Consider the following 13987-nt stretch of genomic DNA (forward strand, 5'->3'; position numbering starts at 1 on the left):
GGGACGGGCATGCCCGTCCCCTACAAACCTGTCTGTCGCTGGGGCGAGGCACGCCCTCTCCTAAGCAGATCCATCGTAGGGGCGAGGCACGCCTCGCCCTGGTTATCCGTTAATATTTACCGTCACCGCAAATCCGCCTTCTGCCCGATTTTCCAGGGTCACCGTCATGCCGTGCAGGCGGGCAATATGATGAACGATCGACAAGCCTAAACCGCTGCCAGACTGTTGCTGGCCTGGCGGGCGATAAAATCGTTCACCAATACGTGCCAGCGCTTCCGGGCTGACGCCCGGTCCATTGTCCAGCACCTGCAACGTGCCGGCGGTCAGTTTCAGCCATACTTCACTGCCCGCCGCACTGTAGCGAATGGCATTATCCAGCAGATTACGAACCAACAGTGCCAGCAGCAGCGGTTGACCCTGACAGATAACGGGCGCATCAGGGGCATCCAGCGCCAGTTCCACGCCCGCAGCCTGTGCGGCTGCATACTGATCCACCACGGCTTTCTGCACGATCGCCTGCCACTGCACGCTTTGTGTTTCCAGATCTTCCCCGGCATCCAGACGCGACAGCGTCAGCAGTTGATCCACCAGCCGGGTAGCGCGATCTATCCCCGCATCCAGGCTGGTCAGCGCATGGTGGCGTACTGCGGCATCGTCATGAGCCAACTGGGCAACCTCCGTCTGCACTTTTAACGCGGCCAGCGGGCTGCGCAGTTCATGTGCGGCATCCGAGGTAAAACGGCGTTCGCGCAGCAGCATGTCACCGATGCGCCCAAACAGTTGATTCAGTTCAGTCAGCAACGGGCGGACTTCCTGCGGCACACGCTGTGCGGTGAGGGGCGTAATGTCATCCGGGGCGCGCTGCCGCAGCTGGTCGGCGATCTGTTTCAGCGGCGCCAGCTCCCGGGTGATCAGCCACAACATCAACATCAGCATTACCGGCAGTGCCACCAGCCACGGCGTCAGGTTGGTTTGCACCAGATCGCGGGTCATATCATCGCGATACTCCCACTCCTGACCGACCACCACCACATAGCGATCGTCCGGGGTACGCAGCCACACCATACGCCAGCGGTCATCGTCACCGCGCAGGCGGCCATCAACAAAACCATCACGCTGATAATCAAAGATGAAATTACGGCCATTATCACCATCATTAAGCAGCATCTGGCCATCGCGGCGAAACACGGCAAAGGCCAGCGCATCATCGTCCTGATCGCCCCGGTGATGGCGCAGGATTTTTTTTGTTTTCGGCAGTGTTATCGTTTTCTCGTCCCCTGACTCAATATTCAGGGTGATGAGCCGTTTCGCGAACAGCATTTGCTGTGTATCAAACAACGCATTGATATTGTGACGGGTCTGCCACCAGGCCCCCACAGCGGCCACTCCCCAGCACAGCAGGCTGAGCAACAAAAAACCGAGCATCAGACGCAGTCGCAGACTTTGGCGCATCAGGGTGCCGCTCCCAGTGTGTAACCCACGCCGTGAATGGTGCGAATAAACTCACTGCCCAGTTTTTTACGCAGGTGATGGATGTGCACTTCCACGGCATTGCTGGAAACGTCGTCATCCCAGCCGTAGAGTTTGTCTTCTAACTGTGGGCGGGTGAGCACGCGCCCGTTGTTGAGCAGAAACAGTTCCAGCAGCGCCAGTTCACGCGCTTTCAGTACCAGCGGTTCACCCTTCAGGGTAACGGTATGGGAACCCGGTTCCATGATCAGGCAGCCATGTTGCAGTGTCGGCTGAAGCTGACCGTGGCGGCGGCGGATCAGTGCCTGTAAACGTGCGGCCACTTCGCTGAGGGCAAAGGGTTTACATAAATAGTCATCGGCTCCCTGCTGCAACCCGCTGACGCGTTGTTCCAGGGCATCGCGGGCCGTGAGGATCAACACCGGTTCATCACGCCCCTGCTGTCGCCACTGGCGGAGAATGGTGAGTCCGTCGATTTCTGGCAGGCTGAGATCCAGTACTACCGCATCATAGGGCGCGGCACTCAGCGCCCGAAGTCCCTCGTTGCCCTGGGTAAACCAGTCAACACTGAACCCCAGTTTGCTTAACCCGGCTTTGATGCCGTCGCCAATCAGGCGGTCATCTTCGATTAACAGAATTCGCATGGTGTTATCCTTCGCAGTTCACCGAGTTATACGGAATCATGATACGGCTTGTACAGCAACGATCGACGAAATTCGCGACTTTTCGTCAATTTAGAACAATAAACTCGTGATAAAAGAGTTCTTAAGATCCTGTTAAGAACCTTTTGCTGTAATACTGACTGAACCGACGTTACCGGGCAGAACTGACTGCTCTATTGCATAAGGAAAAGTGAACATGATGAAGAAGACAGCTGCATTACTGGCGATCACCGCCCTGATGTCCATGCCCGTACTTGCCGTCCAGGGCGGCGGTTTTGTTGACCCGAGTGCCCCGGCAGCCCAGGTACAGAAGGGCGGGTTCAGCGGCCCGAACGGTACGGTGGCTACCGTCAAGCAGGCTCAGGATATGAGTGATGATGCCTGGGTAACAATGCGTGGTCATATTGAAAAGCGCATTGGTGATGAAGACTATCTGTTCCGTGATGCCACCGGCACCATGACCGTCGAAATTGACGATAAGCGCTGGGACGGACAGACCATTGGTCCGAAAGACAATGTTGAACTCCAGGGCAAGCTGGATAAAGACTTCAACTCGCTGGAGCTGGACGTCAAACAGGTGCGCAAAATCGGTGGCTAATCGCCGGCAAGCATCGTGACCAGGTGGTGGACGGCGGGGGAGCGATCCCAACGCCGCCAGGCCAGGGCGATATCACTGCCCAGCGCAGCATCCTCAATCTGATGGAAGCTGACGCCGGGCAGGCTGATGCAGCGCAGTGAATCAGGCACGATGGTGATGCCGAAGCCTGCGGCGACCATGCTCACGCCCGACGAAATTTGCGGTGACTGCTGCACGCCATCTGGCTGAAAACCGGCACGCAGACAGGCACTGATAATCACTTCGTACAGGCTGGGGGCAACCTCACGTGGAAATAAAATCAGTGATTCTTGACGTAACTGTGCCAGCGACAAAGAGGGTACGCTGCCAAGCGGATGACCCGTCGGTAGCACCACAGCCATTTTCTCAGAAGCAATCACCTTCAGATTAAACGTCTTACTGCTCTCACAGGGCAGACGTACAAAGGCGGCATCCAGTAATCCCTCCTCCAGATTATGCATCAGCGTCGCCATACTCTCTTCCTGGGGCAGTAAGGTGATGGCCGGAAAACGATCCTGAAAACAGTGCAGCAGCCGGAAAATCTGCGGATGAAACGCGGTGGAGCTGGCAAAACCAATCGACAGCTTTCCACTGATCCCGCGGGCAATCCCTTTGGCTTTCTCCAGCGCATGGCCGGTCAGTGCCAGGATCTGGCAGGCATCATGATAAAACGCTTCCCCGGCATCCGTCAGTTTCACGCCACGCGTCAGCCTTTTCAGCAGCGGTGTACCAATCTCTTCTTCCAGTTTTTTGATTTGCTGACTCAGCGGGGGCTGGGAAATACCCAGCCTTTCCGCCGCCCGGGTGAAGTGCTTCGTCTCAGCGACCGCAACGAAGTAACGCAGATACCGCAGTTCCATATCGAAAACGTCTCAAAGTGGGGGGTGTTCTATATTGGAATCCCGAACTGAATCGAGTCAACATTGATTCAATACTTCTTAACAGTTTATCGGGGGAAATGGCAATGACACATTATGTAACTGATTGTTCATGTTCGGAACAACTGACCGAAACGGTCAGGGGGATGCAGAAGGAAAGGCCAGAAAGTGTAATCTATCAGACCTCTCTGATGAGCGCGTTACTGAGCGGCGTCTATGACGGTACCACCACGGTGGCTGACCTGCTGAAGAAAGGCGATTTTGGCCTCGGGACGTTTAATCAGCTGGATGGCGAGCTGATCGCTTTTAACCGTGAAGTGTACCAGTTGCGTTCAGATGGCAGTGCCCGTGCTGCCAGTCCCGATCAGCAATCGCCGTTTGCAGTGATGACCTTCTTCCACCCTCAGTATCAGCATCGCTTTACCGGCCCGGTTGATCGGGCCGGGGTACATCAGGTCATCGACCAGCAGGTCAGTTCCGATAATCAGTTCTGCGCATTGCGTCTCGACGGTTTGTTCAGCCGCGCAGAAACCCGCACGGTTCCCTGTCAGCACCGCCCGTATAAATCGATGCCAGAGGTGCTCGGCAAGCAGCCCACCTTTCATTTTGAGCAGCGCAATGGCGTGTTGATCGGTTTTCGCACGCCGCAGTATATGCAGGGCATCAACGTCGCGGGCTATCACGAACATTTCATTACTGACGATCGCCAGGGTGGCGGTCATCTTCTGGACTATCAGCTTGATCACGGCACGCTGACCTTTGGTGAGATCAGCAAGCTGGTGATTGACCTGCCTGGCGACAGCGACTTCCTGCGGGCGGATCTCAGCCCGGAAAACCTGGATTCCGCCATTCGTTCTGTTGAAAGCTGAAAAAGAGAGAGAACAAAAGATGAAAAACGTCACTGAGGTTCAACAGTGGGCACACGGTGCCGATCTGGTCGTGGCTCAACTGGAAGCACAGGGGGTGAAGCAGGTCTTCGGCATTCCCGGTGCCAAAATCGATAAAGTCTTTGATTCGCTGCTGGACACCTCCATCCAGACGATTGCCGTACGTCATGAAGCCAACGCCGCATTTATGGCAGCGGCCGTGGGTCGGCTGACCGGCAAAGCCGGCGTTGCATTGGTCACCTCCGGGCCTGGCTGTTCCAATTTGATCACCGGTATGGCAACGGCGACCACCGAGGGCGATCCGGTAGTGGCACTGGGGGGGGCGGTAAAACGCGCGGATAGCGCCAAACAGGTGCATCAAAGCATGGATACCGTCGCGATGTTCCGCCCTGTGAGTAAATATGCGGTAGAAGTCGGTTCCTCAGATGCCATTGCCGAAGTGTTATCGAATGCGTTTCGCAGTGCGGAGCAGGGGCGCCCCGGCGGCGCTTTTGTCAGCCTGCCGCAGGACATTATTAATGAGCCCGCACGCGGACATCTGCTGAATACCAGCGGCCAGCTGCTGCTGGGAGCAGCACCGGATGTGGCGATTGACGCCGTTGCCCGCCAAATCGCACAGGCGAAAAACCCGGTGCTGCTGCTGGGCCTGATGGCCAGCCAGCCCGCCAACAGCGATGCGCTGCATCAGCTGCTGGAGCGTAGCCATATTCCGGTCACCAGTACCTACCAGGCGGCAGGTGCAGTGCGGCAGGAGCATTTTTCCCGCTTTGCCGGGCGTGTCGGGCTCTTTAATAATCAGGCGGGCGATCGGTTACTGCGAGAAGCCGACCTGATTATCACCATTGGCTACAGCCCGGTAGAGTATGAACCTGCGATGTGGAACAGTGGCAAAGCCACCCTGGTGCATATCGATGTGTTGCCCGCCGATACCGACAACTGTTATCAGCCTGATGCCGAGCTGGTCGGTGATATTGCTGCCACGCTGGATAAACTGACGGCACGTATCCACGGCCCGTTAACGCTTAGCCCACAGGCGGCGGCGATCCTCAGCGACCGCCAGCAACAGCGTGAACTGCTGGCGCTGCGCGGCCATCAGCTGAATCAGTTTGCCCTGCATCCTTTGCGCATCGTGCGTGCTATGCAGGACATCATCAACAGTGACGTCACCCTGACGGTGGATATGGGCAGCTTTCATATCTGGATCGCGCGTTATCTTTACAGCTTCCGCGCCCGTCAGATCATGATCTCCAACGGTCAGCAAACCATGGGCGTTGCCCTGCCCTGGGCGATTGGTGCCTGGCTGGTGGACCCGTCGCGCAAAGTGGTGTCGGTCTCCGGGGATGGCGGGTTCCTGCAATCGAGTATGGAGCTGGAAACGGCAGTACGGCTGGGCGCTAATTTGCTGCATATCATCTGGGTGGATGAGTGCTACAACATGGTGGCGATGCAGGAAGAGAAGAAATATCAGCGGGTTTCCGGGGTGAAATTCGGTCCGATCGATTTTAAAGCTTACGCCGAGTCGTTTGGTGCCGCGGGGTTTGCTGTGGAAAGTGCAGAAATGCTGGAACCGACGTTGCGTAAAGCGATGGATGTGCAGGGCCCGGCGGTAGTGGCTATTCCGGTGGACTACGCAGACAACCCTCTGCTGATGGGACAGCTTCATCTCAGCCAGATTTTGTGAGCTGCTATACCTTCCAGATATTCATTACATTCAGTCATGGCCCTTTACCGGTAACATAAAAGGGCTATTTTTTTCCTTAAAACAAATCCTCTCTCTGCGTCAGCGAAACGTTTCGATGGCGATCACATTTTCAACATTTGATGATTGTTTTCCCCTGACCATTTCTTACACTGCCCCTCAGCGAAACGTTTCGCTCTGGAGTGAATAATGAAAAAAGGCACCTTACTGAATTCTGATATCTCGTCCGTGATTTCACGTCTCGGTCATACTGACAGCATCGTGATTGGCGATGCCGGCCTGCCGGTCCCACAAGGTCCGCAGCGTATTGATCTGGCGTTGACGCATGGAATTCCGACATTTTTACAGGTTACCCAGGCGGTCACCAGCGAGATGCAGGTCGAGAGTGCCATCATTGCGGAAGAAATTAAGCAGCATAATCCGCAGCTTCATAGTGAATTGATCGCCCTGCTCGACTTACTGCAACAACACCAGGGTAATTCAATCAGTATCAGTTATGTCAGTCACGAACAGTTCAAACACCAAACTCAGCGTAGTCAGGCTGTCATTCGCAGCGGAGAGTGTTCTCCGTATGCGAATGTCATCCTGATCGCTGGCGTGACCTTTTAGAGGCTGTTATGCAACCTTTACTGCAATTACAAGGCATTGATAAAGCCTTCCCGGGCGTCAAGGCGCTGTCGGGAGCCGCCCTCTCTGTTTATCCTGGCCGCGTGATGGCGCTGGTGGGCGAGAACGGTGCGGGTAAGTCGACCATGATGAAGGTGCTTACCGGGATCTACGCCCGTGATGCGGGCACGTTTGAATGGCTCGGTCAGGAAACCACCTTTAACGGGCCGAAAGAGTCGCAGGAAGCCGGGATCGGTATTATTCATCAGGAACTGAACCTGATCCCCCAGTTGAGCATTGCGGAAAACATCTTTTTGGGTCGCGAATTTGTTAACCGTTTTGGCCGCATCCAGTGGAAAAAGATGTATGCCGAGGCGGATGCCTTACTGAAGCGCCTGAATCTGCGCTTCAGCAGCCATAAGCTGGTGGGTGATCTGTCGATCGGTGACCAGCAGATGGTGGAAATTGCCAAGGTCCTGAGCTTCGAGTCAAAAGTGATCGTCATGGACGAACCGACGGACGCGCTGACGGATACCGAGACCGCTTCGCTGTTCCGGGTGATCAACGAGCTGAAAGCGCAGGGCTGCGGCATTGTTTATATCTCCCACCGAATGAAAGAAATTTTTGAGATCTGCGACGATGTCACCATCTTCCGTGACGGGCAGTTTATTGCAGAACGTGAAGTGGCTCAGCTGACGGAAGAGTCGCTGATTGAAATGATGGTCGGCCGCAAGCTGGAAGAGCAGTATCCACGCCTGGATAAAGCACCGGGTGAGGTTCGCCTGAAGGTGGAGAATCTGAGTGGTTCCGGCGTTGAGGATGTCAGCTTTACGCTGCGTAAAGGCGAAATTTTGGGTGTGTCCGGGCTGATGGGCGCGGGGCGTACCGAACTGATGAAAGTGCTGTATGGCGCCTTGTCACGCAGCAGTGGTAGCGTAACGCTGGACGGAAAAACCGTCTTCGCGCGTTCCCCGGAAGAGGGGCTGGCCAACGGTATCGTCTATATTTCTGAAGATCGTAAGCGTGATGGTCTGGTGCTGGGCATGTCGGTGAAAGAGAACATGTCACTGACCGCCCTCAACTATTTTAGCTATGGCGCGGGCCGCCTGAAACATGCGGAAGAGCAGCAGGCGGTCGGTGATTTTATCAAGCTGTTTAACGTTAAAACGCCATCAATGAATCAGCCGATTGGTTTGCTCTCAGGGGGTAACCAGCAAAAGGTGGCCATTGCGCGCGGGCTGATGACGCGGCCAAAAGTGCTGATCCTGGATGAGCCAACGCGTGGCGTCGATGTTGGCGCGAAAAAAGAGATTTATCAGCTGATTAATCAGTTTAAACAGGAAGGGTTGAGCATCATTCTCGTCTCCTCCGAAATGCCGGAAGTCCTGGGCATGAGTGACCGCGTGCTGGTGATGCACGAAGGTCGCCTGAGCGGTGACTTCCCGATTGAACAAGCCTCGCAGGAAATTTTGATGGCGGCGGCAGTTGGTAAACATTACAGCGCGGAGCTGGCATAACTATGAGTACGCAAACAATTCCTTCACGCCGCCTGATCAGTAAGGCATGGCTGCTTGAGCAGAAATCGCTGATTGCGCTGGTGGTGCTGATTGCCATCGTTTCCAGTCTGAGCCCGAATTTCTTCACCGTGGCTAACCTGTTTAACATTCTGCAACAGACGTCGGTCAACGCCATTATGGCGGTGGGTATGACGCTGGTGATCCTCACCTCCGGTATCGATCTCTCCGTGGGGTCATTGCTGGCGCTGACCGGGGCAGTCGCTGCCTCGATTGTCGGGCTGGAAGTGAATGCTCTGGTGGCGGTGGCGGCATCGCTGGCACTGGGTGCCTTTATTGGTGCGATTACCGGCTCGATTGTCGCGAAAGGTAAAGTGCAGGCGTTTATTGCCACACTGGTCATGATGCTGCTGCTGCGTGGTGTGACGATGGTGTACACCAACGGCAGCCCGGTGAATACCGGCTTTAACGACAATGCAGACCTGTTTGGCTGGTTTGGTATCGGTCGTCCTATGGGTATCCCGACACCGGTCTGGTTAATGGGTGTGGTGTTCCTCGCCGCCTGGTACATGCTGCATCACACGCGCCTTGGCCGTTACATTTATGCGCTGGGCGGTAACGAAGCGGCAACGCGTCTGTCCGGCATCAGTGTTAACCGCGTCAAAATTATCGTTTATGCACTGTGCGGCATGTTGGCTGCACTGGCGGGCACCATTGAAGTGGCACGCCTCTCTTCGGCGCAGCCGACGGCCGGTACGGGCTATGAGCTGGATGCGATTGCAGCTGTGGTGCTGGGTGGAACCAGCCTCGCAGGCGGTAAAGGCCGGATTATGGGCACGCTGATAGGTGCGCTGATCTTAGGCTTCCTGAATAACGGGCTGAACTTGCTCGGTGTTTCTTCTTACTACCAAATGATCGTCAAAGCTGTGGTGATTTTGCTGGCGGTGCTGGTAGACAACAAAAGCAGTAAATAACACTCTTTACCTTTACAGGATATGAAAATGAAGATGAATAAACTGACTGCACTGGCTGTACTGTTAGGCGCCACGCTGAGCGCTAACGCGCTGGCAAAGGACACCATTGCGCTGGTGGTTTCTACCCTGAATAACCCGTTCTTCGTATCGCTGAAAGATGGCGCGCAGAAAGAAGCGGATAAACTGGGTTATAACCTGGTGGTGCTGGATTCTCAGAACAACCCGGCGAAAGAACTGGCTAACGTGCAGGATCTGACCGTTCGTGGCACCAAGCTGGTGCTGATTAACCCGACCGATTCTGATGCGGTGGGTAACGCCGTGAAAATGGCAAACCAGGCGAACATTCCGGTGATCACCCTGGACCGTGTAGCCTCTCAGGGTACCGTGGTCAGCCACGTGGCGTCTGATAACCGTTTCGGCGGCAAAATGGCCGGTAACTTCATCGCCAAAAAAGTCGGCGACAATGCAAAAATCATTGAGCTGCAGGGCATTGCCGGAACGTCTGCTGCGCGTGAGCGTGGTGAAGGCTTCAAGCAGGCTGCCGATGCACACAAATTCAATATTCTCGCCAGCCAGCCAGCTGACTTCGACCGTACCAAAGGCCTGAACGTGATGCAGAACCTGCTGACCGCTCACCCGGACGTGCAGGCGGTGTTTGCTCAGAACGACGAAATGGCACTGGGTGCCCTGCGTGCATTGCAAACGGCAGGCAAATCTGATGTCGTAGTGGTGGGCTTCGACGGCACCCCAGATGGTATCAAAGCGGTTGAAGGTGGCAAACTGGCTGCGACCGTGGCTCAGTTACCGGAGCAAATCGGCGTTATCGGCGTTCAGACGGCTGATAAAGTGCTGAAAGGCCAGAAAGTACAGGCTATCAATCCGGTTGACCTGAAGCTGGTTACCCAATAAATCAAAGAAAAGCATGGCACGCGCCACCTTCGGGTGGCGCACTTATCTGGACAATCCCCTTATGATGAAAACTGGCAAACTGGCTGTCCTCGGCAGCATTAATGCAGATCACATTCTGAATCTGGCGCAATTCCCGCGTCCGGGTGAAACGGTGATCGGGAAGCAGTATCAGGTCGCATTCGGTGGGAAAGGTGCAAACCAGGCCGTTGCCGCCGGGCGCAGTGGCGCAGACATTGCCTTTATCGCCTGCGTGGGTGAAGACGACATTGGCGAACGTATCCGCCAGCAACTGGTTGATGACCGTATTGATGTCAGCCCGGTGGAAGCCGTTGCCGGCGACTCGACGGGTGTGGCACTGATATTTGTTAACGGTGAAGGTGAGAATACGATCGGCATTCACGCCGGCGCCAACGCTGCCCTGACGCCCGAGCGCGTTGAGCAGCACCAGCAGGTGATTGCGGATGCCGCAGCACTGTTGATGCAGCTGGAGTCACCGCTGGAAAGCGTGCTGGCGGCTGCGAAGATCGCGCATCAGCATCAGACGCAGGTGATTTTGAATCCGGCCCCGGCGACAGAACTCTCTGACGAGCTATTGTCGCTGGTGGATATGATTACCCCGAATGAAACCGAAGCGCAGATCCTCACGGGTGTGGCGGTCAACAGCGATGAAGACGCTGCACGAGCAGCGGCAGTGCTGCATCAAAAAGGTATCCGTACAGTATTGATTACCCTCGGCAGCCGGGGCGTGTGGTTAAGTGAGCAGGGGAATGGTCAGCGTATTCCTGGTTTCCGTGTGGAAGCGGTGGATACTATTGCCGCGGGCGACACCTTTAATGGTGCGCTGATCACGGCACTGATTGAGCAGCGTCCGATGGCTGAAGCCGTACGCTTTGCCCATGCAGCCGCAGCGATTGCCGTGACCCGCCGTGGTGCACAACCTTCCGTTCCCTGGCGTGATGAGATTGACAGCTTCTTGCAACAGCAGGGGTAGATGTGGCGACCATGAAAGATGTCGCCCGCCTGGCGGGCGTCTCAACCTCCACCGTGTCTCACGTTATCAATAACAACCGCTTCGTGAGCGAAGCGGTTCGTGAAAAAGTGACCTCGGCGGTAAGCCAGCTGAATTACGCACCCTCTGCGCTGGCGCGTAGTCTGAAGCTCAATCAGACCCGTACTATTGGCATGTTACTGACGGCCAGCAGTAACCCGTTCTATTCCGAGGTGGTACGGGGTGTTGAGCGTAGCTGCTATGAGCGTGGTTATAGCCTGGTATTGTGCAATACCGAAGGCGATGAAGACCGTATGAATCGAAGCCTTGAAACACTGCTGCAAAAGCGTGTTGATGGCTTACTGATTATGTGTACCGAAAGTCACCTGCCTTCCGCTGAATTACTTCATCGTTATCCCACGATCCCTTCAGTCATGATGGATTGGGCGCCGTTTGAAGGCGGCAGCGACATTATCCAGGATAACTCCCTGCTGGGTGGGGAGATGGCGACGCGACATCTCATTTCGCGTGGTTATACACGGATTGCCTGTATTGCCGGGCCACAGGACAAAACACCTGCGCGTCTGCGTCTTGAAGGATATAAGCAGGCAATGGATAGCGCCGGGTTAGCGATACCGCCTGACTACATTGTCAGTAGCGATTTTGAATTCCAGGGCGGATTCAATGCCATGAATACGCTTTTGGCCCTCGATCCTCCACCTCAGGCTGTCTTTACCTGTAATGATGCGATGGCTGTTGGCGTGTATCACGCGCTCTATCTGGCGGAAATGCGTATCCCGCAGGATATGGCCGTGGTGGGTTACGATGATATCGAACTGGCGCGCTATATGACGCCGCCCCTCAGCACCGTTCACCAGCCTAAAGACGAACTGGGGGAGCTGGCGATCGATGCTCTGCTACACCGCCTGACAGATCCAACGGCCAGCCCCCAGTTGCTGGTGCTGACGCCGGAACTGATGGAACGTGCCTCCGTGGGCGATATCCGCAAGGAATAAGCGCCTAGGTTTTCTTCTTATCACGGTCGCTAATCAGGTTGCGACCGTCCCCTGGTTTCAGTAGCAGGAAGACCAGCGCTGACAGCACGGTAATGACCCCCATCGTCAGGAAGGTGGCATGGAAGTGCTGGAGTGTGGTGCCATCAAAGTTTTCATAAAAGCGTAACACCGCTGCACTCACTGCGACACCAAACCCAATCGCTAACTGTTGTGTGACGGCCAGCATGCTGTTACCGCTGCTGGCATTGGCATCCGTCAGGTCTGCAAGGGTGATGGTGTTCATCGCGGTAAATTGTGTGGACATCGCCATACCCAGAATAAAGAGTGGGATGAGCAGCGCCAGCATGCTCCAGCCAGGAACCTGCAAAGCAAAGGTGGCGATCAGTACGCCGATAATCATGCTGATCCCGACCAGGGTTTTGCGATAACCAAACCAGCGCAGTACCTGGGTGACCGTCGACTTCGCCAGAATGGAACCGAGGGCGGTGGGCGCGACCATGCAGCCCGCCAGCAGGGCGGTGTAGCCAAATCCGACCTGTAACATTAATGGCATCAGGAAGGGAATACAGCCTGTACCCAGTCTTGAAGCGATATTGCCCACGATGCCGACGGAGAAGGTGCGCGTCTTAAACATGGGTAATGGCAGCAACGGGGCAGGGTGGCGCCGCGCATGCACTATATATAGAAGTAATAATGCGATACCCGCCAGCAACACACCCAGAGCAATCACGCTTGATACAACCTGTTCACCGAATAATTCGATGCCGCTGGAGATGCCCACCAGACCCAAACCAAACAGCAGGAAGCCGATCAGGTCAAAGCGGCGTTTCGGAGTGGTAAAGTCCGGCATATATTTGCGTGCATAGAAAATGCCGAGAATACCGATTGGGATATTAATGAGGAAAATCCAGTGCCAGGTGGCCCAGGTGACCAATACGCCCCCCAGTAAAGGGCCTAACACCGGGCCAACCAGTCCCGGCATCGTGACAAAATTGAGTACCGGTAGCAGCTCGCTGCGCGGATAGGCCCGGAGCAGGGCAAGACGAGCCACCGGCATCATCATTGCCCCACCCACACCTTGCACCACACGGGATGTGACCAGCATCGACAACGAACCCGAAAGTGCGCAGGCCAGAGAACCCAGGGAAAACAGAAATACCGCGGCGATAAAGACTTTACGGGTACCAAAGCGATCGGCAAGCCAGCCACTGACCGGGATCAGCATCGCGACAGTTAAGGTATAGCTGATAACGGCGGACTGCATCGCCAGCGGAGAACGCCCCAGGCTGTGGGCGATGGCCGGAAGGGCCGTGTTCAGAATGGTGGCATCCAGCGCCTGCATAAAGAAAGCCATAGCGGCAATCCATGGAAGTCCGGCCATACTGCGCGCGGATTTAATCATTGGTATCCCTTTCTTTTGTGAGTGCGGCAGAAAAATCCCCTGTGAAGCAGAAAGAATAGCATCTCATTTTTGCTTTCCTCCTCGGTCTTTCGCAGTTTTCTGTCAGTAAATGCTGATTTATTGCCCTGAAAGCGTATGCTTTTAACGCTTCTGATGAAAAATAACGCGCTCAGTCATTTTATTGCAATAAACACTTGTCACTCGTCGGAAACTGCCTATAATGCGCAACCACTGAGACGGCACAACGGCTTACAGCCAGCGGCTCAGGAGGTTCAGGAAGCATCTGAACCGCCGGAAAAACTTCTCAAAAAGAAGTTGACTCCGAAGGAGGAAAGCGTAATATACGCCACCTCGCAACAGGAAGCT

General features: G+C 55.3%; 14 protein-coding genes. 10 read left to right on the forward strand and 4 right to left on the reverse strand.

The window, feature by feature from the left end; all coding sequences use genetic code 11:
• Positions 1-102: 102 nt before the first annotated feature.
• Together qseC and qseB are read right to left on the reverse strand one after the other, a co-directional pair.
• Positions 103-1452 carry a quorum sensing histidine kinase QseC gene (gene qseC, locus FVB43_RS00990; protein WP_422718010.1) on the reverse strand — a complete coding sequence of 450 codons (1350 nt, stop codon included), beginning with the start codon at positions 1450-1452 and terminating at the stop codon, positions 103-105.
• Complete coding sequence (qseB, locus tag FVB43_RS00995; protein WP_167863237.1) at positions 1452-2114, reverse strand: quorum sensing response regulator transcription factor QseB; 663 nt, start codon at positions 2112-2114, stop codon at positions 1452-1454. Before qseB ends, qseC begins: the two co-directional genes overlap by 1 nt.
• Before the next feature lie 217 nt (positions 2115-2331).
• Between qseB and FVB43_RS01000 the strand changes: the two genes are divergently transcribed.
• Entirely contained in the window at positions 2332-2730 is a 399-nt protein-coding gene (locus tag FVB43_RS01000) for a YgiW/YdeI family stress tolerance OB fold protein (protein WP_166653740.1), read from the forward strand.
• Here the strand turns inward: FVB43_RS01000 and FVB43_RS01005 are convergent.
• The gene (locus tag FVB43_RS01005; protein WP_167863238.1) at positions 2727-3608 is read right to left on the reverse strand and encodes a LysR family transcriptional regulator; all 882 of its coding nucleotides are present in this window, start codon (positions 3606-3608) and stop codon (positions 2727-2729) included. The two genes, FVB43_RS01000 and FVB43_RS01005, sit on opposite strands and share 4 nt — an antisense overlap.
• 104 nt (positions 3609-3712) lie before the next feature.
• Here FVB43_RS01005 and budA point away from each other — a divergent pair, with 104 nt between their 5' ends.
• The 8 genes from budA (at position 3713) to rbsR (ending at position 12219) form a co-directional block, all read left to right on the forward strand.
• Positions 3713-4495, forward strand: a complete 783-nt coding sequence (gene budA / locus FVB43_RS01010; protein WP_167863239.1) for an acetolactate decarboxylase — start codon at positions 3713-3715, stop codon at positions 4493-4495.
• Between the two features lie 19 nt (positions 4496-4514).
• Complete coding sequence (gene alsS / locus FVB43_RS01015) at positions 4515-6194, forward strand: acetolactate synthase AlsS (protein ID WP_133844889.1); 1680 nt, start codon at positions 4515-4517, stop codon at positions 6192-6194.
• A 207-nt stretch (positions 6195-6401) separates the two neighbouring features.
• Positions 6402-6821, forward strand: coding sequence for a D-ribose pyranase (rbsD, locus tag FVB43_RS01020; protein ID WP_133844891.1), 420 nt, complete (start codon positions 6402-6404; stop codon positions 6819-6821).
• Between the two features lie 8 nt (positions 6822-6829).
• Complete coding sequence (gene rbsA / locus FVB43_RS01025; RefSeq protein WP_167863240.1) at positions 6830-8335, forward strand: ribose ABC transporter ATP-binding protein RbsA; 1506 nt, start codon at positions 6830-6832, stop codon at positions 8333-8335.
• 2 nt (positions 8336-8337) lie between these two features.
• Positions 8338-9306, forward strand: a complete 969-nt coding sequence (gene rbsC, locus FVB43_RS01030) for a ribose ABC transporter permease (protein WP_167863241.1) — start codon at positions 8338-8340, stop codon at positions 9304-9306.
• Positions 9307-9333: 27 nt separating this feature from the next.
• The gene (rbsB, locus tag FVB43_RS01035) at positions 9334-10215 is read left to right on the forward strand and encodes a ribose ABC transporter substrate-binding protein RbsB (protein ID WP_374760145.1); all 882 of its coding nucleotides are present in this window, start codon (positions 9334-9336) and stop codon (positions 10213-10215) included.
• A gap of 61 nt (positions 10216-10276) precedes the next feature.
• The gene (gene rbsK / locus FVB43_RS01040) at positions 10277-11206 is read left to right on the forward strand and encodes a ribokinase (protein ID WP_167863242.1); all 930 of its coding nucleotides are present in this window, start codon (positions 10277-10279) and stop codon (positions 11204-11206) included.
• 2 nt (positions 11207-11208) lie between these two features.
• Complete coding sequence (gene rbsR / locus FVB43_RS01045) at positions 11209-12219, forward strand: ribose operon transcriptional repressor RbsR (protein ID WP_171149546.1); 1011 nt, start codon at positions 11209-11211, stop codon at positions 12217-12219.
• Positions 12220-12223: 4 nt separating this feature from the next.
• Here the strand turns inward: rbsR and mdtD are convergent, their stop codons facing one another.
• Positions 12224-13621: a multidrug transporter subunit MdtD gene (mdtD, locus tag FVB43_RS01050; RefSeq protein WP_133844904.1), complete on the reverse strand. Its 1398-nt coding sequence runs from the start codon at positions 13619-13621 to the stop codon at positions 12224-12226.
• 135 nt (positions 13622-13756) lie between these two features.
• Here mdtD and FVB43_RS24535 point away from each other — a divergent pair.
• A partial coding sequence (locus FVB43_RS24535; protein ID WP_207105628.1) for a hypothetical protein occupies positions 13757-13987 on the forward strand: 231 nt, incomplete at its 3' end.

This window comes from Erwinia rhapontici, from assembly GCF_012271765.1.
GTDB lineage: Bacteria > Pseudomonadota > Gammaproteobacteria > Enterobacterales > Enterobacteriaceae > Erwinia > Erwinia rhapontici.

Excerpts from the sequence above, each read along its gene's own strand:
- qseC (WP_422718010.1), bottom strand. The coding sequence starts at position 1,452 with ATGCGCCAAAGTCTGCGACTGCGTCTGATGCTCGGTTTTTTGTTGCTC.
- qseB (WP_167863237.1), bottom strand. The coding sequence starts at position 2,114 with ATGCGAATTCTGTTAATCGAAGATGACCGCCTGATTGGCGACGGCATC.
- FVB43_RS01000 (WP_166653740.1), top strand. The coding sequence starts at position 2,332 with ATGAAGAAGACAGCTGCATTACTGGCGATCACCGCCCTGATGTCCATG.
- FVB43_RS01005 (WP_167863238.1), bottom strand. The coding sequence starts at position 3,608 with ATGGAACTGCGGTATCTGCGTTACTTCGTTGCGGTCGCTGAGACGAAG.
- budA (WP_167863239.1), top strand. The coding sequence starts at position 3,713 with ATGACACATTATGTAACTGATTGTTCATGTTCGGAACAACTGACCGAA.
- alsS (WP_133844889.1), top strand. The coding sequence starts at position 4,515 with ATGAAAAACGTCACTGAGGTTCAACAGTGGGCACACGGTGCCGATCTG.
- rbsD (WP_133844891.1), top strand. The coding sequence starts at position 6,402 with ATGAAAAAAGGCACCTTACTGAATTCTGATATCTCGTCCGTGATTTCA.
- rbsA (WP_167863240.1), top strand. The coding sequence starts at position 6,830 with ATGCAACCTTTACTGCAATTACAAGGCATTGATAAAGCCTTCCCGGGC.
- rbsC (WP_167863241.1), top strand. The coding sequence starts at position 8,338 with ATGAGTACGCAAACAATTCCTTCACGCCGCCTGATCAGTAAGGCATGG.
- rbsB (WP_374760145.1), top strand. The coding sequence starts at position 9,334 with ATGAAGATGAATAAACTGACTGCACTGGCTGTACTGTTAGGCGCCACG.
- rbsK (WP_167863242.1), top strand. The coding sequence starts at position 10,277 with ATGATGAAAACTGGCAAACTGGCTGTCCTCGGCAGCATTAATGCAGAT.
- mdtD (WP_133844904.1), bottom strand. The coding sequence starts at position 13,621 with ATGATTAAATCCGCGCGCAGTATGGCCGGACTTCCATGGATTGCCGCT.